This is a genomic window from Clostridium sp. AF27-5AA (genome assembly GCF_003478415.1).
GTDB lineage: Bacteria > Bacillota > Clostridia > Lachnospirales > Lachnospiraceae > Otoolea > Otoolea fessa.
The window spans coordinates 2,501-24,747 of record NZ_QUFH01000011.1 but is presented as its reverse complement, the minus strand read 5'-3'; the positions used below and the strand labels follow the sequence as shown (position 1 = coordinate 24,747).

The 22,247-nt window shown below is 46.2% G+C and carries 19 protein-coding genes (1 of these 19 cut by a window edge); 10 read left to right on the top strand and 9 right to left on the bottom strand.

The window, feature by feature from the left end; all coding sequences use genetic code 11:
• Positions 1–139: 139 nt before the first annotated feature.
• The 6 genes from mnmE to rpmH all read right to left on the bottom strand — a co-directional run bounded on the left by mnmE (position 140) and on the right by rpmH (position 4,483).
• Positions 140–1,519: a tRNA uridine-5-carboxymethylaminomethyl(34) synthesis GTPase MnmE gene (gene mnmE / locus DWY89_RS11095; protein ID WP_118524685.1), complete on the bottom strand. Its 1,380-nt coding sequence runs from the start codon at positions 1,517–1,519 to the stop codon at positions 140–142.
• 188 nt (positions 1,520–1,707) lie between these two features.
• Positions 1,708–2,376, bottom strand: a complete 669-nt coding sequence (jag, locus tag DWY89_RS11090) for an RNA-binding cell elongation regulator Jag/EloR (RefSeq protein ID WP_107000956.1) — start codon at positions 2,374–2,376, stop codon at positions 1,708–1,710.
• A gap of 14 nt (positions 2,377–2,390) precedes the next feature.
• Entirely contained in the window at positions 2,391–3,644 is a 1,254-nt protein-coding gene (locus tag DWY89_RS11085) for a YidC/Oxa1 family membrane protein insertase (RefSeq protein WP_333491445.1), read from the bottom strand.
• A gap of 19 nt (positions 3,645–3,663) precedes the next feature.
• Complete coding sequence (yidD, locus tag DWY89_RS11080) at positions 3,664–3,873, bottom strand: membrane protein insertion efficiency factor YidD (RefSeq protein WP_333489800.1); 210 nt, start codon at positions 3,871–3,873, stop codon at positions 3,664–3,666.
• Positions 3,869–4,228, bottom strand: coding sequence for a ribonuclease P protein component (gene rnpA / locus DWY89_RS11075; protein ID WP_107000958.1), 360 nt, complete (start codon positions 4,226–4,228; stop codon positions 3,869–3,871). The genes yidD and rnpA overlap by 5 nt, the downstream gene beginning before the upstream one ends.
• 120 nt (positions 4,229–4,348) lie before the next feature.
• Positions 4,349–4,483, bottom strand: a complete 135-nt coding sequence (gene rpmH / locus DWY89_RS11070) for a 50S ribosomal protein L34 (RefSeq protein WP_087225913.1) — start codon at positions 4,481–4,483, stop codon at positions 4,349–4,351.
• 599 nt (positions 4,484–5,082) lie between these two features.
• Here rpmH and dnaA point away from each other — a divergent pair.
• The 6 genes from dnaA to gyrA all read left to right on the top strand — a co-directional run bounded on the left by dnaA (position 5,083) and on the right by gyrA (position 13,764).
• A complete protein-coding gene (dnaA, locus tag DWY89_RS11065; protein WP_022358493.1) occupies positions 5,083–6,453 on the top strand; it encodes a chromosomal replication initiator protein DnaA in 1,371 nt (456 codons plus the stop codon).
• 285 nt (positions 6,454–6,738) lie between these two features.
• The gene (dnaN, locus tag DWY89_RS11055; protein WP_118524027.1) at positions 6,739–7,857 is read left to right on the top strand and encodes a DNA polymerase III subunit beta; all 1,119 of its coding nucleotides are present in this window, start codon (positions 6,739–6,741) and stop codon (positions 7,855–7,857) included.
• A 56-nt stretch (positions 7,858–7,913) separates the two neighbouring features.
• Positions 7,914–8,120, top strand: coding sequence for an RNA-binding S4 domain-containing protein (locus tag DWY89_RS11050; RefSeq protein ID WP_107000960.1), 207 nt, complete (start codon positions 7,914–7,916; stop codon positions 8,118–8,120).
• An 11-nt stretch (positions 8,121–8,131) separates the two neighbouring features.
• Positions 8,132–9,241 carry a DNA replication/repair protein RecF gene (gene recF, locus DWY89_RS11045; protein WP_117796771.1) on the top strand — a complete coding sequence of 370 codons (1,110 nt, stop codon included), beginning with the start codon at positions 8,132–8,134 and terminating at the stop codon, positions 9,239–9,241.
• Positions 9,242–9,263: 22 nt separating this feature from the next.
• On the top strand, positions 9,264–11,177 hold the full coding sequence (gene gyrB, locus DWY89_RS11040) for a DNA topoisomerase (ATP-hydrolyzing) subunit B (RefSeq protein WP_118524028.1): 1,914 nt from the start codon (positions 9,264–9,266) through the stop codon (positions 11,175–11,177).
• Between the two features lie 46 nt (positions 11,178–11,223).
• Complete coding sequence (gyrA, locus tag DWY89_RS11035; protein ID WP_118524029.1) at positions 11,224–13,764, top strand: DNA gyrase subunit A; 2,541 nt, start codon at positions 11,224–11,226, stop codon at positions 13,762–13,764.
• A 139-nt stretch (positions 13,765–13,903) separates the two neighbouring features.
• On the opposite strand, the gene DWY89_RS11030 is transcribed toward gyrA, so the two are convergent.
• Positions 13,904–14,917 (bottom strand): LacI family DNA-binding transcriptional regulator, encoded by a 1,014-nt coding sequence (locus tag DWY89_RS11030; protein WP_118524030.1) that lies wholly within the window; start codon positions 14,915–14,917, stop codon positions 13,904–13,906.
• Between the two features lie 184 nt (positions 14,918–15,101).
• On the opposite strand from DWY89_RS11030, the gene DWY89_RS11025 reads away from it, so the two are divergent.
• The 4 genes from DWY89_RS11025 (at position 15,102) to DWY89_RS11010 (ending at position 20,517) form a co-directional block, all read left to right on the top strand.
• Entirely contained in the window at positions 15,102–16,673 is a 1,572-nt protein-coding gene (locus tag DWY89_RS11025; protein WP_118524031.1) for an AbgT family transporter, read from the top strand.
• Between the two features lie 127 nt (positions 16,674–16,800).
• Positions 16,801–18,618 carry an aminopeptidase P family N-terminal domain-containing protein gene (locus DWY89_RS11020; protein WP_118524684.1) on the top strand — a complete coding sequence of 606 codons (1,818 nt, stop codon included), beginning with the start codon at positions 16,801–16,803 and terminating at the stop codon, positions 18,616–18,618.
• A 339-nt stretch (positions 18,619–18,957) separates the two neighbouring features.
• On the top strand, positions 18,958–19,800 hold the full coding sequence (locus tag DWY89_RS11015; protein WP_117796766.1) for a fumarate hydratase: 843 nt from the start codon (positions 18,958–18,960) through the stop codon (positions 19,798–19,800).
• 132 nt (positions 19,801–19,932) lie between these two features.
• Complete coding sequence (locus DWY89_RS11010; protein WP_333491446.1) at positions 19,933–20,517, top strand: Fe-S-containing hydro-lyase; 585 nt, start codon at positions 19,933–19,935, stop codon at positions 20,515–20,517.
• 151 nt (positions 20,518–20,668) lie between these two features.
• Here DWY89_RS11010 and DWY89_RS11005 read toward each other — a convergent pair whose 3' ends face one another.
• Complete coding sequence (locus DWY89_RS11005) at positions 20,669–21,592, bottom strand: AEC family transporter (protein WP_117796765.1); 924 nt, start codon at positions 21,590–21,592, stop codon at positions 20,669–20,671.
• Positions 21,574–22,247 carry the 3' portion of a 2-dehydropantoate 2-reductase gene (locus tag DWY89_RS11000; protein ID WP_117796764.1) on the bottom strand. Its footprint extends 259 nt past the window's final position, so only the last 674 of its 933 coding nucleotides appear in the window; its start codon lies off the right edge, out of view; the stop codon is at positions 21,574–21,576. Before DWY89_RS11000 ends, DWY89_RS11005 begins: the two co-directional genes overlap by 19 nt.

The window sequence follows — 22,247 nt, the reverse complement described above, 5'->3', positions numbered from 1 at the left end:
GCGGCTCATGCGCCGTATGTTTCGCAGCCGATTTTACTGCAGCTGCACATTTCAATTCGATCAAACGCCTTATATTCTTTCTTGTTTTCAGATCCACCCTATCATACCACAAGGAAAGAAACCTTGCAAAAAAATTGATCTATTTCCCCATACAAAAATGGCTGAAAATTTCATTTACCAGATCCTCTTCCAGTGATTCCCCAAGGATCGTTCCAAGATGTTCATAGGCATCCATCAGATCAATCGAGAAAAAATCCTCCGGCATCGCATTGTCGATGCTTGTCTCGACCAGACGCAGGCTTTTCAGCGCCTGCTCCATCGCCGTCTTGTGACGGACGTTTGTCAGCATGACCTGATCGTTGAAATTCAGGTTTCCCTGCAAGAACATCGTCTGAATTTTTTCCTCCAATCGATCAATTCCCTGCTGTTCCTTCGCCGATACCGGGATCACTTCCTGCCCGCACGCTTCGCGAAGCACTTCTTCTGTGAGAACCGGTTCCAGATCTGTCTTATTTAAGAGGACGATCGCCTTCCGTCCCCGGATCAAATCGAGGATCTGACGGTCATTTTCATCCAGCTCCCTTGATCCATCGACCACATACAAGATCAAATCTGCCTCATCCGCAATCTTTCTCGCCCGTTCCACGCCAATCTTTTCAACGATATCCTCCGTTTCCCGGATGCCCGCCGTATCGATCAAATTTAAGCTAAGCCCGCGCAGACGGATATTTTCCTCCAGCGTATCGCGTGTCGTACCGGCGATCTCTGTCACAATCGCGCGCTCCTCTCCCAGCAGTACATTCATCAGGGACGATTTTCCTGCATTCGGCTTACCTAAGATCACGGTTTTGATCCCCTCCGTCATGATACGCCCGTTGTCAAACGTCCCGATCGACGCCTCCAGTTCCATCTCAATCGGCTGCAGCGTCTCCCGAAGGCGCTCCGGGTATCCTTCCAGAGAAATATGCTCCGGATCATCAAGTGCGGACTCAATAAAGGCAATCTCATAGATTAGTTTTTCGCGGAGTTCCCGCACTTTCCGCGACATTGAACCGCTCAACTGGCTGACCGAAGACTGCAGCGCATACTCATTTTTCGACTGGATCACATCGATCACGGCTTCCGCCTGCGAAAGATCAATTCTGCCATTTAAAAATGCCCGCTTCGTAAATTCGCCTGGTTCCGCCAGCCGCGCCCCACATTTTACCGCCAACTCCAGAATCCGCTTCATCACCAGCACGCCTCCGTGACAGTCAATCTCTACCGTGTCCTCCGCCGTATAACTGTGCGGACCGCGCATCAAAAGAAGCAGCACTTCATCGATCCGTTCCTCTCCATCCCGAATATATCCATAATGAATCGTATACGTTTTCTGCTCTGAAAGCCTCTTCCCCGCCACCGCCGGTTCAAACATCCTCTCCGCCACCGCAACAGCGTCCGAACCGCTAATCCGGATAATCCCAATCCCCGAACTCGAAAGCGCCGTCGCGATCGCGGCGATTGTATCTGTATATACCATATATATAAATCCTTCCTTGCTTTTTATCTTCTTATTCTATACCATATGGAAGCATTTTCCCATCTTTATTTACAAATCTAGTCTAATATTTATTTCTTTTTTTCATGTTTTCACGATAAACCTCTCGCGCTCGATTCCCCACAAAAAAGAAGGTCTAGATACCTCCAGACCTTCTTCGTCACACTTATTTACTTCTCATATCTCCCATACCCGTCACTTCTCTCGCGTCTGCCCTCGCGCTTCAGCGAAATAATCACATGCCGGAACGGATCCTCTCCCTCGCTGCGGGTAGTGACATACTTGTCATTCTGCAGCGCTGCATGAATGATCCGTCTCTCATACGGGTTCATCGGCTCCAAAGATACGGAACGTTTCGTTCTCTTTACCTTGTAAGCAATGTTCTTTGCCAGTGTCTCAAGCGTCTCTTTCCGTCTCTCGCGGTAATTCTCGGTATCGAGCTTCACGCGGACGTAATTCTCGCTCTTCTTGTTGACAACCAGGCTGACCAGATACTGGAGCGAATCCAGGGTCTGACCTCTCTTACCGATCAAAATACCCATATCCTCGCCGGAGAGGTCAATGTTCATCTCGCACTCTTCCTCATTGAAAGCCGCTGCGATCTTCACATCTAAGTTCATCGCATCAAATACCTGGCTTAAAAAGTCGATCGCACGATCCTCGAGCGTCTCTTTTTTCTTAGCACGGATGATCGCCGGTTTCGCGCCGATCCCCAGAAATCCGGCGCTTCCTTTTTCGACCACTTCGTACTCTAATTTATCACTGGTGGTTTCCAGTTCAATCAGTGCCTTTGTTACTGCCTCATCGACTGTCTTAGCGGTAACCGTAATCATATCCATCCTGCGCCCTCCTTCTATTTTTTCGCGTGCTTATCGTTGTACTTCTGCACCATCTTTGCCTTGGAAGCCAGACTGCCCGGCTTCGGATCGGAATTGTAAAATGCTTCAGACGCCTCCATCTGCTTTTTATTGCGGGAGATCTTGTCCTCTTTCGCCTTGCTTTCCGCATCCTCGCGTGCCTGCAGCGCCTTTAAATTCACGCTTGCCTTCTCGCTGACATTGGCCGGCGGCAGACCTTTTCTCGCTCTCTTCTTGTTCATCTTCTCCACGTTGCGGCGGATCAGATCATCGACATCGATCTTGTTCATATGTGCATTTACGATCAGCTGCTGAACGAGCTGGAATGCACCCTGAACGACCCAGTAGATACCGATCGCGGACGGCAGGGAGAAACAGAAGAATACGGACATCAGCGGCATCGTGATCATCATGCTGTTCATCATGCTCGCGCCCGGCGCGTCCTGATCCACCTGCTGTAAATTGGAAATCAGCTTGGTGGAGATCCACTGGGTCAGACCTGCGAGGATCGGGATGATCCATGCGATCGTGATGTGGTTAAAACCGGTAAACGGCGGAGTTGCCAGATTGATGCCGAAGAAATAGTTCATCTGCTCAATCTTGCTCGCATTTTCTGCGATCGTCGAAGAGATCTGCGGGAATAAACTTTCCAGCGTATCCCATCCAGCCGGTGTCAACTTATATAACATATCTACGACTTTGTTTGCCACGGTGTAGTCTACCTTGTCCACCGCCATGCCGACACCGCTTGCCAGCTCGGAAATCTTGTTGATGTAATCCGGCTGCCCCATCAGCGGGTTCGCTACGTTGTCAAAAAAGACACGTACTGACGGTACGTATGCCGGAATGTTGTAGATAACCCGGTACAAAGCGAAGATAATCGGAAGCTGAATCGCCATCGGCAGACATCCTGCCATCGGATTCGAGCCATATTTCTCATAGACTGCCTGCATCTCGACCTGTTGTTTAGCCATCGATGCCTGATCGGTTTTTCCCTTATACTTATTCTGAACCGCCTTGATTTCAGGGTTCATAAGCGACATAAGTTTTGACGATTCCTGCTGTTTGATCGTCAGAGGAAATAACAGTAACTTTGTGATAATGGTAAACAGGATGATACACAGACCGATATTCATGATCCCCATGCTGCTGGTAATCCGGAATAAAAAGTCCATGATATAACCAAACACACTGGCGATCGGTCCCATGATCGAACCTGCCTTTGTCGCAACTAAAACGCTAACGTCCAATGAACTACCTCCTCATCCTTTACGGAACTGGATCATAACCGCCTTCTGCAAATGGATTACAGCGAAGAATCCGCTTACATGCCAAAATCATACCTTTTACAGCGCCGTACTTTTTAAGTGCCTGGATGGCGTACTCCGAGCACGTCGGCGTGTACTTGCAGTGAGGTCCTGTCATAGGGGAAATATAGAGCTGATATCCCCGAATCATCTTTATCAAGATCTTCTTAATCAATATTCTCACTTCGATTCTCCAGAATGTTATGCAGTCCGCATAAGTGCAGGTATGCACTCTCAATTTTTTTGAAGTCTGCTTCTTTCGCTGCCGGTCTGGCAACGACTACGATGTCTAATCCGAGTCTGACTCTGTCCTTATTTAACCGATAGCTCTCCCGTACCAACCTTGTCACGTGATGGCGGACCACGCTGTTTCCAACCTTTTTGCTGACGGAGATACCGATCCGAGGCTCCTTCCCGTCATCCACCCGCTTCACGTACATAACCAGAAGCTTATTGGCATAGGATTTCCCTGTCTTGTAAACCTTTTGAAATTCGCTGTTCTTCTTAATTGAATTAAAACGCTTCATTAAAATCACCAATTCCCCTGCACCGAGTGTGCATCGCAGAGCTTTTCTTAATATTCTTAGAACTTTTTCTATGAATATTAAGAAAGGCCACAATCTATAACTCGATTGCGGCCTCGTTCATTAAGCAGATAATTTTGCTCTACCTTTTGCTCTTCTGGCAGCCAGAACTTTTCTTCCACCTGCGCTGCTCATTCTCGCACGGAATCCATGAACTTTTGCTCTCTGTCTTTTCTTCGGCTGAAATGTCATCTTCATGTCTGCATACACCTCCTCATCCATAATATAGTAAGAGAAATCCACGCTTCCTCCGGCTCACGCCGAAATCCGCATTCTTCTCAACATAGTTAGACTATTGTAATTAAACATCTTCTCCATTATATAGAAGAATTCCGCATTCGTCAACCACTATTTTGATCTTTTTAATCCCCATAGAACAAGGAATTTCTGTGGTTTTTCCACCATTTCGATCCTGCGTCCCCACAGATCGATCGTCGATTGCTGTCGAGGCACCTTATTGTATACAGTATACACACCGGGACGTTTCCATTTTGTGGATAAAAAAATCTTTATTTTATCAGCATTCCCGCCACCTATTCACAGCTTATCCTCCACTTATCCACATTTTGGGGATAACTTGTGGAAAAGCCGTGGAATACGATCTGGATAAGCTTCTGATTGTTCACACCCATTCACCAAAAAGCCTTATTTTTCGGCGTTTTTTCCACGTGGATAACTGAATTTCACTTATTCACATTACGGGTTTTTATTGAAAAATGTGGACAAATCATGTAGAATAGAACTTAGATTGGGTTATTTTGCAGTTTTGGCTGCTTTTTACGTTTAGGAGACACAGTATGATAGAGAAAATTAAGGAAAAATGGGATGAAATTCTCCTCCATATTAAAGAAGAACACGAACTGACGGACGTTTCTTTCAAAACATGGCTGCTTCCGACGCAGCCTTATTCCATGAAAGACGGCACCCTTCAGATCCTGGTTCCGGATGTGCAGTTTCTCGGCTATATCAAAAAAAAATACGGACTTTTGATCCAGATTACCATCGAAGAACTAACCGGAATCGAGTGTGAGGTCGATTTTGTCACCATCGAACAGGTCGATGAGCCGCAAAAAGAGACGGACAAAAGCCATCTGATCAACCGCCCGTCCGAGGTCAGCCGCCAGCTCATCCAGGATGCGAACTTAAATCCGCGCTACACATTCGACACCTTCGTCGTCGGCGCGAACAATAACTTAGCGCACGCCGCTTCCCTCGCCGTGGCAGAATCTCCGGGTGAGATCTACAACCCTCTCTTCATTTACGGGGGTGTAGGTCTGGGAAAAACGCATCTTATGCACTCGATCGGACATTTTATCTTAAAAAACAATCCAAAAGCGAAGGTTCTCTACGTTACAAGTGAGAAGTTTACGAACGAACTGATCGATGCGATCCGGAACAAAAACAATATTTCCACCACGGAGTTCCGTGAAAAATACAGAAACAACGACGTCCTCCTCATCGATGATATCCAGTTTATTATCGGTAAGGAATCGACACAGGAAGAATTTTTCCATACCTTCAACGCACTCTATGAAGCGAAAAAACAGATCATTATCTCCTCAGATAAACCGCCGAAAGAGATCGAGACGCTGGAAGAACGGCTTCGTTCCCGTTTCGAATGGGGCTTGACCGTCGATATCCAGTCGCCGGATTATGAAACCCGTATGGCGATCCTCCGCAAAAAAGAGGAACTCGAGGGCTACAATATAGATAATGAAGTGATCAAGTACATCGCCACCAACGTCAAGTCCAACATCCGCGAACTCGAGGGCGCCCTCACCAAGATCGTCGCCCTTTCCAAGTTAAATAACAAGGAGATCACGACGGAGCTGGCGGAGGAAGCGCTCAAGGATCTCATTTCCCCGAACGCGGAGAAAGAAGTGACCCCAGAGCTGATCATCCAGGTCGTTGCTGATCATTTCGGTATCACTCCGCTTGACATTTCCTCCCAGAAGCGCAACAAGGAGATCGTATTCCCGCGCCAGATCGTGATGTATATCTGCCGTTCGATGCTCGGAACTTCCCTGCAGAATATCGGCAAATATTTAGGCGGTCGGGATCACACGACGATCATCCACGGTCACGACAAGATCGCTGCCGATATGGAGAAAAACGAATCGCTTCGCAATACAGTGGAAATCTTAATGAAAAAGATCAGCCCACAGTAGGTTTCTTCCACAATTTCGCGTGGAAAAGTGGTTGAAAACCTGTGGATAACTTTTCCCACATTTTGCTCCATTTCAGGGCTGTGGATAATTCAAAAGTTATCCAGCCGGTTCCGGACAGTTTTACACAGCCTTTTTAACCATTCAAAAGGAGTCTGAACCCCTGTATTTTCGGGGCTGTCCGGAGAATTCCACATATTCACAGCCCCTACTACGATTGCGACGGAATTTATATATATCTTTTCTTTCCGTTCCACGTTATTTTTAGCAAAGGAGTTATCAACAAACATGAAGCTTTCATTTGAAAAAGATCATTTAATGAACGGCATCAACATTGTTCTGAAGGCCGTTCCTTCCAAAACCACCATGCCGATTCTCGAATGCATCCTGATCGATGCTGTTTCGGATGAGATCAAACTGACCGGCAACGATATGGAGCTGGGAATTGAGACGAAGGTCGAAGGAACGATCCTGGAACGTGGAAAAATCGCTCTTGATGCCAAGCTTTTTTCCGATATTATCCGCAAGCTCTCCGGCGAAAATTCTACGATCACGATCGAATCGGATGAAAAATACAACACGACGATCACCTGTGACAAGGCTATTTTCCAGATTCAGGGCAAGGACGGCGATGAATTTTCCTATATTCCCCACATTGAGCGGGATAAATTCATCACACTTTCCCAGTTTACCTTAAAAGAGATCATCCGCCAGACGATCTTCTCGATCTCGCCGAACGACAGCAACAAGATGATGACCGGTGAGCTGATGGAGGTCACCGGCAATGAACTTAAGCTCGTTTCCCTCGACGGACACCGCATGTCGATCCGCAAAGTTGCATTAAAAGAACAGTACGATGATATAAAAGTCATCGTTCCTGGCAAGACTTTAGGTGAGATCAGCAAGATCTTAAACGGTGACAACGACTCTGAGGTACAGATTTTCTTCAGCACCAACCACATCATGTTTGAATTTGACGACACGATCGTGTTATCCCGCCTGATTGAGGGCGAGTATTTCCGGATCAATCAGATGCTTTCCTCCGATTATGAGACGAAAGTTACCTTGAACCGCCGTGATTTCATGGATGCGATCGACCGTGCGAGCATTCTCGTCCGTGAAAATGATAAGAAACCTTTGATCTTAAACTTTACCGATGAAGAAATGGAATTAAAGATGCATTCCGCCTTCGGTACGATGGATGCACGTCTGGCGATTACCAAGTTTGGAAAAGACCTGATGATCGGCTTCAACCCGAAGTTTTTGGGTGATGCGTTACGAATCATCGATGATGAGGAAGTGACTCTGTACATGATGAATCCGAAATCCCCGTGCTTTATCCGGGACGAGGAGGAGACTTACATCTATCTGATCCTGCCGGTCAATTTCAATGCGGCAGCGATCTAACCTGCCATTTTTAGACATGGCAGGTGCAGACAGTAACAGAAAGGATCTGAAATAAGATGGAGATAAAACTGAGAGATGAATTTATAAAACTGGGTCAGGCGCTCAAGGCAGCTGGTCTGGTAGAGTCCGGCGTGGACGCCAAATTTGCGATTCAGGACGGGCTTGTGAAGGTCAATGGCGCGGTGGAGATGCAGCGCGGCAAGAAGCTTTACGACGGGGACAAAGTCGAGTATGACGGAGAGACCGTAACAATCACCAAATAAAGGATGGTTTCATGTTTATCGAATCGATCGAACTCAAAAATTATCGCAATTACGGGGAATTACATATGGATTTTGATCCGGGGACGAATGTTCTCTACGGAGACAACGCGCAGGGTAAAACCAATATCCTCGAAGCGGTCTACGTGTGTGCGACGACCAAGTCCCACCGCGGCAGCAAGGACAGGGAGATCATCGAATTCGGAGAGGACGAGTCCCACATCAAGATGCAGCTTCGCAAGGACGATGTGCCATACCGGATCGACATGCACCTAAAGAAAAATAAGACGAAGGGCGTGGCGGTCAACGGGATTCCGATCCGGCGGGCGAGCGAGCTTTTCGGCATCGTTAACGTGGTGTTTTTTTCGCCGGAAGATCTGAATCTCATTAAGAACGGGCCGGCGGATCGGCGCCGTTTTATTGATCTGGAATTATGCCAGTTAAACCGGCTCTATGTTCATTCGCTGGTGCAGTACAACCGGGTAGTGATACAGAGAAATAAGCTCTTAAAGGAGCTGTTTTTCCATCCCGAGTACGAGGAGATGCTGGATATATGGGATATGCAGCTTGCTTCCTACGGGCGGGAGGTGAGCCAGTACCGGCGGGAATTTATCGGTGAATTAAACGAATTGATCCGTCCGATCCATCAGAAATTGTCGGGTGGAAAGGAAGAACTCGTCATCCAGTATGAGCCGAACACGGAGGCAGATCAGTTGGAAGCGGCAGTCAAAAAGAGCCGCGAGGCGGACCGGAAGCAGAAGACGACGCTGGTCGGACCGCACCGGGATGACTTAAGTTTCTATGTCAACGGGATTGACATCCGGCGCTTCGGTTCACAGGGACAGCAGAGGACGGCGGCATTATCGCTCAAACTGGCGGAGATTGAGCTGGTTAAAAAGATCAAAAAGGAGTATCCGATTCTGCTTCTCGACGATGTTTTGTCGGAGTTAGATGGGAAACGGCAGGATCATCTGCTCGCCAGCATCCGCCACATACAGACGATCATTACCTGTACGGGCTTGGATGATTTTATCAGCCACAGCTTCCAGATAGATAAGACCTTTCGGGTCGTGAGCGGGACGGTCACCTGTGAACGTCCAAACAAGACAACTAGTCAGACATAAAACAGCAAGTGAAGGAGGAACTATGGGTTCAGAATACAGTGCAGATCAAATACAGATATTGGAGGGATTGGAGGCGGTCAGAAAGCGTCCTGGTATGTATATAGGCAGCACATCTGTAAGAGGCCTCCATCACCTGGTGTATGAGATAGTTGACAACTCCGTGGATGAGGCGTTAGCCGGATTCTGCAGTCACATCGAGGTGCAGATCAATGCGGACAATTCCATCACGGTACAGGATGACGGTCGTGGTATCCCGGTTGATACTCAGAAAAAAGCCGGACTTCCGGCGGTTGAGGTCGTATTTACGATCCTGCATGCGGGCGGCAAGTTCGGCGGCGGCGGATACAAGGTATCCGGCGGTCTGCACGGCGTAGGCGCATCGGTTGTAAACGCTCTTTCCGAGTGGCTGGAGGTTGAGATCTGCCGGGATGGAAAGGTATATAAACAGCGCTATGAGCGGGGCAAAACGATGTATCCGCTGAAAGTAGTCGGTAAGTGTGCTCCGGATAAGCACGGCACACGGGTCGTATTCCTGCCGGATAAGGAGATTTTCGAGGAAACGGTCTACGACTATGATACGTTAAAAGTACGCCTGCGTGAGACGGCATTCCTGACGAAAAACTTAAAGATCACCCTGCGGGATGACAGAGAAGTGAAGCATGAGAAGACCTTTCACTATGAGGGCGGTATCAAGGAATTTGTCACCTACTTGAACCGGAGCAATGAGAAGCTCTATGAACCGGTTATCTACTGCGAGGGCATCAAGGACAAGGTATTTGTCGAGGTGGCGATGCAGCATAACGATTCCTACACGGAAAATATCTACACATTCGTCAACAATATCAATACCCCGGAGGGCGGTACGCATCTGGCTGGTTTCAAGAGTGCTCTGACGAAGACTTTTAATGACTATGCGAAGAAAAATAAGCTTCTGAAGGAAAATGAGCCGGCACTCAGCGGTGAGGATATCCGCGAGGGCCTTACAGCGATCATCAGCGTTAAGATCGAGGAGCCGCAGTTTGAGGGACAGACGAAGCAGAAACTCGGCAACAGCGAGGCCCGCGCGGCGGTTGATGCGATCGTGAGCGAGCAGCTGACATATTTCCTGGAGCAGAATCCAACGGTTGCCAAGATCATCTGTGAGAAATCAATTCTTGCCAAGAGAGCCCGCGACGCAGCCCGCAAGGCGCGCGAGATGACGAGACGTAAATCAGCGCTTGACGGCATGGCGCTTCCAGGAAAATTAGCCGATTGTTCCGACAAGAATCCGGAAAACTGCGAGATCTACATCGTAGAGGGAGATTCCGCGGGTGGTTCTGCGAAAGAGGCTAGAAATAAATCCAATCAGGCTATTCTGCCTCTTCGAGGCAAGATCTTAAACGTAGAAAAAGCAAGACTGGATCGAATTTACGGCAATGCGGAGATCCGTGCGATGATCACGGCATTTGGTACCGGTATTCATGAAGATTTTGATATTTCAAAACTTCGTTACAACAAGATCATTATCATGACCGATGCCGATGTGGACGGTGCTCATATCAGTACCCTGCTTCTGACGTTCCTGTATCGTTTTATGCCGGATTTGATCCGGGAAGGACATGTATATCTGGCACAGCCGCCGCTTTATAAGATCGAGAAGAATAAGCGTGTCTGGTATGCATACAGCGATGATGAGCTGAATTCGATTCTGACTGAGATTGGGCGTGACAACAACAATAAGATCCAGCGTTATAAAGGTCTGGGCGAGATGGATGCGGAACAGCTTTGGGAGACTACCATGGATCCGGAGCGCCGAATTCTTCTCCGTGTCCAGATCGACAGTGAGACTGCTTCGGAGGTTGATCTGACATTTGCTACCCTGATGGGTGATCAGGTTGAGCCGCGCCGTGAGTTTATCGAGGCAAATGCGAAGTACGTAAAGAATCTGGATATTTAATTAAATTTAAGTCACTTAAATCCTTTTGAGGACGAAAGGAGTATAGATGGAACCAAATATATTTGACAAAATTCATGACATTGATCTGAAAAAGACAATGGAAACGTCTTACATCGATTATGCGATGAGCGTTATCGCCGCCCGGGCACTCCCGGACGTGCGCGACGGCTTGAAACCGGTGCAGAGACGAGTGCTTTATTCGATGGTTGAGCTGAATAACGGTCCGGATAAGCCGCACCGTAAATCCGCCCGTATCGTCGGTGATACAATGGGTAAATATCATCCGCACGGCGACAGCTCCATTTACGGCGCATTGGTTAATATGGCTCAGAAATGGGCTACCCGTTACCCGCTTGTAGATGGACATGGAAACTTCGGTTCCATGGACGGCGACGGCGCCGCAGCGATGCGATACACCGAGGCAAGACTGAGTCGTATTTCCATGGAGATGCTGGCGGATATTGGCAAGAATACCGTTGATTTCATGCCGAACTTTGATGAGACTGAGAAAGAACCGACGGTTCTTCCGGCTCGTTTTCCAAATATTCTGGTAAATGGCGGCACCGGTATCGCCGTTGGTATGGCAACGAATATTCCGCCTCACAACCTGCGTGAGGTGATTGCTGCCGTTGTCAAGATCATAGACAACCGGGTGGAGGAAGACCGCCCGACTACCATCGAAGAACTGATGGAGATCGTAAAGGGACCTGATTTCCCGACAGGAGCAACCATCCTTGGAAAAGCAGGCATCGAAGAAGCGTACAGAACCGGACGCGGCAAGATCCGTGTACGGGCTGTATACAATATCGAGGCCATGGCAAATGGCAAGAGCCGTATCATCGTGACAGAGCTTCCTTATGCAGTGAATAAGGCTCGTTTGATCGAAAAGATCGCAGAGCTTGTAAAGGATAAAAAGCTTGATGGAATCACGGATCTGCGTGATGAATCCAACCGTGAGGGACTTCGGATCTGCATTGAACTGCGCCGTGATGTGAATGCCAATGTCATCATGAACCGTCTGCTGAAGCATACACAGCTGCAGGACACCTTTGGTGTGATTATGCTGGCGCTGGTTAATAATGAGCCGCGTATCTTAAATCTGCAGCAGATCCTGGAATATTACTTAAAGCACCAGGAGGATGTGGTAACCAGAAGAACCAAATATGATCTGAACAAGGCAGAAGAGAGAGCCCATATTTTGGAAGGTCTTTTAAAGGCACTGGATCATATCGATGAGGTTATTAAGATCATCCGCGGTTCTGCCAATGTTCAGGCGGCGAAAGCTCAGTTAATGGAGCGTTTTGATCTTTCGGATGCACAGGCACAGGCCATCGTAGATATGCGTCTGCGTGCTCTGACCGGTCTGGAACGCGAGAAACTGGAAAATGAATATAAAGAGCTGGAGGCAAAGATTGCAGAGTTGAAAGCGATTCTGGCAGATGAGAAGAAACTTCTGTGTGTTATCAAGGAGGAGATCTCCCTCATCGCTGATAAATACGGAGATGACCGCCGTACCGCCATCGGATATGATGAATACGATATGTCTGCGGAGGATTTGATCCCGGATGACGATATCGTTGTGACCATGACCAATTTTGGCTATATTAAGAGAATGTCCAGCGATAATTTCAAGAGCCAGAACCGCGGAGGCAAGGGAATCAAGGGCATGCAGACTATTGAGGAAGATTATATCGAAGATCTGCTGATGACCACAACCCATCATTATGTGATGTTCTTTACCAACAAGGGACGCGTATACCGTCTGAAGGGATACGAGATTCCGGAGGCAGGACGCACTGCCAGAGGTACTGCCATCGTGAATCTGCTTCCGCTGATGCCAGGCGAGAAGATCACATCCATCGTTCCTATGAAGGAGATCGATGATGAGAAATATCTCTTCATGGCAACCCGCAATGGTATGGTTAAGAAGACTCCGATGAAGGAATACAGCAATGTCCGCAAGAACGGTCTTCAGGCGATTGTACTTCGTGATGACGATGAATTGATCGAAGTTAAGGCTACCGATAATACCGAAGATATTTTCCTGATCACAAAGAAAGGTATGTGTATCCGATTCCATGAGACCGATGTCCGCGTAACAGGCCGTGTTTCCATGGGGGTTATCGGCATGAAGTTTGATGAAGGCGATGAAGTCATCGGTATGCAGATGGCCAGCCAGGGAGAATGCCTGCTGGTGGTATCGGAAAATGGTTATGGAAAACGCACTCCGATTGATGAATTTACAGCCCAGAACCGAGGCGGCAAGGGCGTGCGCTGCTATAAGATCATCGACAAAACCGGTGATTTGGTGGGTGCAAAGCTGGTAGATAATGAGCGCAAGATCATGCTGATTACCAATGAAGGCATCATCATCAAGATGGCAGTCAGCGACATCTCGATTATCGGACGCAATACCTCCGGTGTGAAGCTGATGAGTATTGATGCTGAATCCGGCATAGCAGTTGCAAGCATCGCCAAGGTGCGGGAGAGCGACAAGGATGAGGATGAAGAAGACGAATTTCTGGAGGAACAGGACAGAGAAGAAACCGAATCTGAGAATACGGAAGATGTCATGGCTGAACTGTAACGAATAAAAAGTAAAAAAGATCAGATATCCTTGATCTTTGAAAAGAAAATCATAAAAAAGAGAACATCCGGCAATTCATAAACTGGAATTAGCGGGTGTTCTCTTTTTGATCTTTATAAGGCGCAGTATTTTAACAGCGTCACAGCGTCGTTTCTCTCTGAATGAGTCGGCACCTGAATTCCTGGTAGGTAAATTCAGATTCACGGTTTTCGATCATAGCAAGAAGAAGTTTGGCAGCATACTCGCCCATTTGATCGTAGGGAATATCAATGCCGCTGATAGAAGGATAGTCCATTTCATAGAAATTCACCTCGTTCAGGAAGATATGGCGAATTCTCTGAGGGATGGAAAAGCCTGTTTTTAATATTTCACGCTGCAGCAGCAGTCCAATGTCGTAGTTTTGAGAAATGGCAAGATCAAAACTGCGGTTTTCCATGTATTTAGCTAAAAATTGCTGCAAATGAATCAGATCACGATCCTTGATAGGGCAGATCACGTGCTCCAGATGGCAGTTCGGTGCCGTCCGGCGAAGCAGGGATTCAAAAAGCGGATATTTATTATTAACTAAAAGACCGTCATTGCTGATGGAAAAATACCGCACTTCGCGGATTCCCTTTTCCAGACAGAAGGAGGCACATTCCTGCAGGGCATATTCAAATGCATGGGGGAACGGTGTTTTTTTTGAGAAAACCCCGTCCATACAGATAACCACATAAGGAATATGATTTTCATCGGCCGGTTTTGTAAAAGCAGCGTGATCATCGTTGGAAATAAAAATGAGTCCATCGATCACGTTGGAATAATAGCTTTTGACATAATCCGGAGAAGAATCTATATCATCCATTTCATTGAAAATCGTGATGGTATAGTCGATCTGGGACAGGTACTGGCTGATTCCGGTAAAAGCATTTAAGAAAGCCTGGCGGCTGTAATCTTTTGCACATACAATTCCGATGGATGTGCAGTTTTTGGTCCGCATGCTTTTGGCAGAGGCATTGGGATAGTAGTGAAGTGTTTCAACAGCCTCTAAAACCTTGCGTCTGGTTTCCTCACTGATCTTCTGATTCTGGCGATTATTGATCACATAAGATACAGTCGCCTGAGAGACTCCGCAGAGTTTTGCGATGTCTTTTGCAGTAACATTTTTTTTCATAATTTTGTAGACTCCTTATAACACTTTTACAGTTTATTAAATTTCTCTAAAAATGTCTATAGAAATTCACTAAAATACACAATAATTTAATATTACTAAAAAAATAATTGAAATGCCGATCCTTTTGTGATATTCTAACAACATAAAATTAACTTATACGTATAAGTTGGGAATGGAGGAAAAAATGGGAAAAGCAAACGAACAAGCAAAAGATAAGCCTTCGTTATTAAACCGCTGGCTGAACGGAATTGAGAAAGTCGGAAATAAACTTCCGCATCCGATTTCTATTTTTGCAATTTTAGTTCTCTTTGTTATCGTTCTTTCTGCTGTCTGTGAGATGGCTGGAGTTTCGGCAACAGGTGAACTGGTTAACCGTTCTAAGGGAGTCGTAGAGACTCAGACGGTTCAGGCTGTCAGCCTTTTGAATGGTGAGGGGCTTGTATACATGCTGACACATGCAATCACTAACTTTACAGGATTCGCTCCTTTGGGAGTTGTCCTGGTAGCTATGTTTGGTATCGGACTTCTGGAGGACAGTGGTTTAATCGGAGGCGCATTAAAGTCTGCTGTAGAGGTTACTCCGGCTAAGTTAATCACTCCGATGATCGTATTCTTAGGCGTTATGTCCAACCTGGCCGATGCAGTTGGATACATCGTTCTGATTCCGATTGCAGCACTGATGTTCATGGCATACAATCGTCATCCGGTAGTTGGTATGGCTGCAGCATTTGCAGGTGTATCCGGTGGTTTCTCTGCAAACTTATTAATCGGTACTCTGGATCCGCTTCTTTGCGGTATTACCAACGAGGCTGTAAAGATGGTAGACCCGACTTATGTAGTTGAGCCGACCGGAAACTGGTACTTCATGATGGTGTCTACCTTCCTGATCACAATCTTAGGTACTATCATCACTGAGAAAGTCGTTGCACCGCGTTTTGGTGAGTATCACGGCAATGGGGAAGAGAATGAAACAAGCTCTGAGTATAAATTAAACGACCAGGAAAGAAAAGCTCTGAAAGTAGCTGGTTTAACCTTACTGGTTATGATTCTGGTTCTGGTAGCTTTCTGTCTCCCGGCTAACTCTGTTATGAGAGCTGAGGACGGAACACTGTTAGGAAACTCCCCGTTCATGGAGGGCATCATCCCAATTATCACTGTACTTTTCTTCGTACCGTCTGTTGTATATGGTCATATGACTGGTGTATATCACGGAGAGAAGGATGTCTGCAACGCAATGGGACGTGCCATGGGAACCATGAGCTCCTACATCGCTCTGACCTTTGTGGCAGCACAGTTTATTAACTTCTTTGGTTATACCAAATTAGGAACGATCCTTGCATTAAAGGGAGCTGAGTTCTTTAGAAACTCCGGTATCGGAACTATCCCGACCATGATCTTATTCGTTCTTTTTGCAGCATTCATCAACCTGTTCATGGGTTCTGCATCTGCAAAATGGGCTCTGATCGCGCCGGTATTCGTACCGATGTTCATGCTGTTAGGTTACACACCGGAGTTCGCTCAGGTTGCTTACCGTATCGGTGACTCCTGTACAAACGTTATCACTCCGATGATGTCCTATTTCGCAATGATTATCGTATTCATGAAGAAATATGATAAAGAGGCTGGTATCGGAACTCTGGTTTCCACCATGCTTCCGTACAGTATCTGCTTCCTGATTGGATGGAGTATCCTGTTAGTATTATGGATCGTACTTAACTTTCCGTTAGGACCGGGTGTTGGAATGTTTCTTGGCTAATGGGGCTGAATTGTTACGATAATTTAAATAACTAGAATAAGATGTACTCTGGGAATGTTTTATGCGGAATGCATAGACATTCCAGGAGTACATATTTTTTCAAAAAAATCGTATGAAGGAGGAAATAATGAACCAGACAAATATAAAAATTGGACAATTAAGAGATCGCATGAAAGAACTGGGAATCGATGCATACCTGGTTCCGACTGCGGATTTTCATGAATCTGAGTATGTAGGCGAATTCTTTAAATGCCGTCACTTCCTGACCGGTTTCAACGGAACAGCTGGAACGGCTGTTATCACTATGGACAAAGCCGGACTCTGGACAGACGGAAGATACTTTGTACAGGCAGAAGAGCAGCTTTCAGGCAGTGAGATCAAATTATACCGCATGGGTGAACCTGAATTCCCGACTCTGGACGAATTTTTAGAGGAGGAGCTTCCGGTTGATGGATGCCTTGGATTTGACGGCCGTGTTGTAAACTCTGAGCTGGGGTATGGTCTTCAGAACTTACTGCAGGAAAAAAATGTAACAATCAACTGCAGTAAGGATCTGGTAGGTGAGATCTGGACTTCCCGTCCGGCTATGTCCTGCGAGCCTATCTGGAGCCTGGATGTAAAATATGCCGGAAAGAGTACCGTAGAGAAACTTTCAGATCTTCGTGATGCCATGAAGAAAAATAAAGCACAGATTCATCTGATGACGGCTCTGGATGAAATCGCATGGTTATTCAACCTTCGTGGAAACGATATTGTAAATAACCCGGTATTTCTGTCCTATGCACTTATTACACAGGATGAAGCCTATTTATACGTACAGAAAGAAGCTATCAAAGAAGATACTAAGATGGGAAAAGAGGTTTGTGCGGCTTTAGCTGAGGCAAAGGTTCAGGTAAAAGAGTATGCGGAATTCTTACAGGATGTGGCAGCCCTGAAGAATGAGAAGATTCTTCTGGAACGCAAGAAAGCAAGCTTTGCTGTATGCGAGAGCATTGATGCTTCCTGCCGTATTATAGACGAGATGAATCCTTGTGCGACCATGAAGGCTGTTAAGAATGCGACCGAGATCGAAAATATGCGTAGGGCCCATTTAAAAGATGGCATTGCTGTTACCAAGTTTATGTACTGGCTGAAGCATACCATCGGAACCTGCGATATGACAGAGATGACAGCGGCTCATAAAATTGAAGAACTGCGAGCAGAGCAGGGCAACTATATCGAGCCAAGTTTCGTAACCATTGCCGCTTACAAGGAAAATGCAGCAATGTGCCATTATCATCCAAGCGATGAGGTATGCAAGAAATTAAAACCGGAAGGTCTTCTGCTGGTAGATTCCGGCGGACAGTATTTAGAGGGAACTACTGATATCACAAGAACCTATGCATTAGGACCTCTGACCGAGAAGGAAAAAGAGTACTACACAATCGTAGCAGCCGCTATGCTGAAGGTATCAACCATGAAGTTCCTTCACGGCTGCCGGGGAATCAACTTAGACTACACCATCCGTGAAGCATTCTGGAAACGTGGTCTTGATTTTGCACATGGTACCGGACATGGTGTTGGATATCTTTCTAACGTACATGAGAGACCGAACGGACTGCGCTGGAAGGTTGTTCCGGAGCGTCAGGACAGTGCTGTGATTGAGCCGGGCATGATCTGCTCCGATGAGCCGGGTCTGTACTTTGCTGGCGATTTCGGAACCAGAACAGAGAACCTGATCTTATGTGTCGAGGATGAGAAAAATGAGTACGGACAGTTCCTGAAGTTCGAATTCCTGACCAAGGCGCCGATTGACTTAGAGGCACTGGATACACGTTTCATGGATGACGCGGATATCGAGCGCTTAAATACATACCATAAAGACGTATACGAAACCATTTCTCCGTATATGAATGACGAAGAAAAAGAGTGGTTAAAACACGTAACAAGAGAAATTTCAAGATAATATGATGTTACAGTTTAGCCATGCGCTGGTTTGAATGAATATGGAAACAAGAAGATGTCATGGCTGAACTGTAACAATATAATACCTCCTGAATAGATAAGTAGAACGTCCGTGAGACTTGGCGCGTGATTCTGGTCAGCAAAGCTGGCATATTCCTATCAGAATCACTGCGCATGAGATCAAAATCTATTCAGGGGGTATTTTTATTACATCTATTCAGAAATGATTGCAAGATTATTTAATTTCTATTATGATGATATAAGAGTCATTAATGATTAAGAGATGCGGTTCTGTCAGCAGGGGCAGATAAAAATTTCATGGAAGAAGGGTAGTTTTCAAATGAGAAGAATCAATGTTGAAACCATTACACAGAATATCAAAGAAATGTGCATTGAGGCCAACCATTTTCTGTCACCGGATATGAAAAAGGTGTTTGATGAGGCGGCAGCGAGTGAAGAATCTCCATTGGGACGTCAGATTTTAGGCCAGCTGGAAGAAAACTTATGTATCGCTGGTGAGGAGATGATTCCGATCTGCCAGGATACCGGAATGGCAGTTGTGTTTATCAAGGTAGGACAGGATGTACATCTGATCGGCGGTTCTCTGACTGATGCTATCAATGAGGGCGTGCGCCAGGGATATGTAGACGGATATCTCCGTAAATCCGTGGTTAAGGATCCGATTTACCGTGAGAATACGAAGGATAATACACCGGCTATCATTCATTATGAGATCGTAGAGGGTGAGCAGGTAGAGATCACGGTGGCTCCGAAGGGATTTGGAAGTGAAAATATGAGCCGTGTGTTCATGCTGAAACCGGCAGATGGAATTGAAGGAGTCAAGGATACTATTCTGACAGCGGTGCGGGATGCGGGACCGAATGCCTGTCCTCCGATGGTAGTAGGCGTTGGAATCGGTGGAACCTTTGAAAAGTGTGCAGAGATGGCGAAGCACGCGCTGACCAGAAATCTGGAAGAGGAATCACCGGTTGAGTATGTGCGTGATCTGGAAAAAGAAATGCTTGAAAAGATCAATAACCTTGGGATCGGTCCTGGCGGATTAGGCGGACGGACAACCGCCCTGGCTGTCAATATTGAAACCTACCCGACCCATATTGCAGGGCTGCCGGTAGGCATCAATATCTGCTGTCATGTAAATCGTCATGCGCACAGAGTGATTTGATGAATATTTTTAGGATTGCGGAAGTGCGAAGCACATAGCAATCCGGTATCAAAAGGGGAAAAATCTCTTGTGACCCAAACATCATTTGATAGTATAAAGAATGTACTCTCGGAGTTTTTCCTGCACAAAAAGATACCGAGAGTACATAAGATAGATTTGGAGGAAAATATGGATAGAACAATCACAGCTCCAATTGACAGGGAGACATTAAAAAGCCTGCATGCAGGTGATTATGTATATATAAGCGGAACCATCTATACGGCACGTGATGCAGCTCATAAGCGCATGATAGAGACGCTGGATGAAGGAAGAGAACTTCCACTTGATCTGAAAGATAATGTAATTTATTATATGGGACCGTCACCGGCCAGAGAGGGCCGTCCGATTGGTTCTGCAGGTCCAACCACAGCCAGCCGTATGGATAAATATACTCCGAGACTTCTGGATCTCGGCATGGGAGCCATGATCGGAAAAGGAAAGAGAAGCCAGGCAGTCATCGATGCCATCGTTCGCAATGGTGCCGTTTATTTTGCGGCAGTGGGCGGAGCCGGAGCAATTCTTTCAAAGTGCATTAAGGAATCGGAAGTGATTGCATACGATGATCTGGGAACAGAGGCGATCCGAAAATTGACGGTAGAAAATATGCCTATGATCGTGGTAATTGATTCCGAAGGAAACAATCTTTACGAGACCGCAGTAAAGGAATATCAGAGATAGGACAATAAGATATCAGATGTGAGATAACTCCCATCCCGCAGCAAGAATGCAGATGCATGTTAGAGTTTTATGAAGAGAGGTTATTTGCTGTTTGGCAAATAACCTCTTTGTCGTGAAGAATAAAGGTAACTGTGAACAGCTACGAATAAAGTTATAATTGATAGAGATAAACCATGATTGGCATGGTTATCATACAGAATAGAGTGGTAATTACGTTAATGGCACCAGCATAGCGGGCATCTTTTCCATATACCTGAGCCATCTGCGTGATTGTGGAGGCGGATGGGGTGATTGTGGCTAACAGGGTGACAAGCAGAATTTGTGAACCATTCTCAGCAAAAGAAGCAAGGTCGCTGAATTTAAGAAGTAAAATTGTCAAAAGCGGTACACCGATGAGCCGCAGAATCGTGACAAGTCCAATATGGGGAAAAGTCAGAATTTCCTGGGGCGTGGTTCCGGCAATCAGCATTCCTGAGATCAGCATGGCCAAAGGACCAATCATGCTTCCCAGGGAGCGGACAGCGCTGTCCACTGGACCGGGAAGTGAAATCTGTGCCAAGAATAGAAAAATACCGAATAAAATGGCAATCATATTTGTATTTGTTATGATTTTTTTAAAATCAGGCTTCTTTTCTTCACAGATCATCATTTTTCCATGACTCCAGAGAAGAAAAAGCTGTACAGAGACGTAGGCGCTGGAATAAATAACCCAGTCTGGTCCTAGAATAGAGGAAACAAGTGGTATAACAAGATTTCCTGCATTAGAGTAGATGATAGAGGCTTTTTCAACTCCGTTAAGATGAAGAAGAGGTCCTATAAAGTAAAAAAGAACAATCAGGATGAGATGGATCAATACAGCAGCAGCCACCGCCAAAAGAAGCCCATTTAGGATGGAAGGGCTGCAGCTGACCTGAAAAGCAGATAAAATCGAACAGGGGACTACGATATAGACAGACAGGCGTGAGAGAATGCGGCTGTCATCTGAGCGGCAAATGCCAGTCTTTACCAAAACAAAGCCTAAAAACATGACGATAAATAATGCCGCAATTTTACCAACTAAAATTCCAATGGACATAATGCGTTTGCTACCTCCTCATAACAGGGCATAGAGACAGAATATTTTTTTGCAAGTCGGAGGGGCTCCATGACAAGTCCGTCCAGTTCCGATGGTTTTCCTTCCATTATGTCACGCTGCATGGAAGTAGTGGCATCGGCAGATAAGTTAGAAAGAATTTCCAGATTTATTTTTACATAGTCTTTTTCAAAGGGATATCCCATGGCAGCAGCCAGGGTACTGATCTCACGAATCATGGATTTAAATAATTCACGGGCAGCTCCTTCCTTTTGAAAATCTCCGGCTACGGCATGAAGGTAGACTCCGGCAGCTCCGATAGGGGAGACATAGGAAAATTTCTCCAAAGCATCCCTTTGGATATGGGTGGATAAAACTCCATCGATACCGCTTTCGCAAAGATCTGATTGAATGGCTGATAAAATCGGAGAAATATAGGAAGGATTCCTGGAACCGAAGACAACCCTTAAGATAGGACCGTGCTGAACCAGAACACCGGGATGTTCTAAGGATGCAGAAACATAGATGCATCCATCCAGAACGGTACAATCCGGTAATTCTTTCTGCACCCTGGCACCGGTTCCATATATATTTAAGATGGGAATAATAATTGTGCGGGGACCAGCGGTCTGTCGGATAAAAGGAAGAACGGAATCAA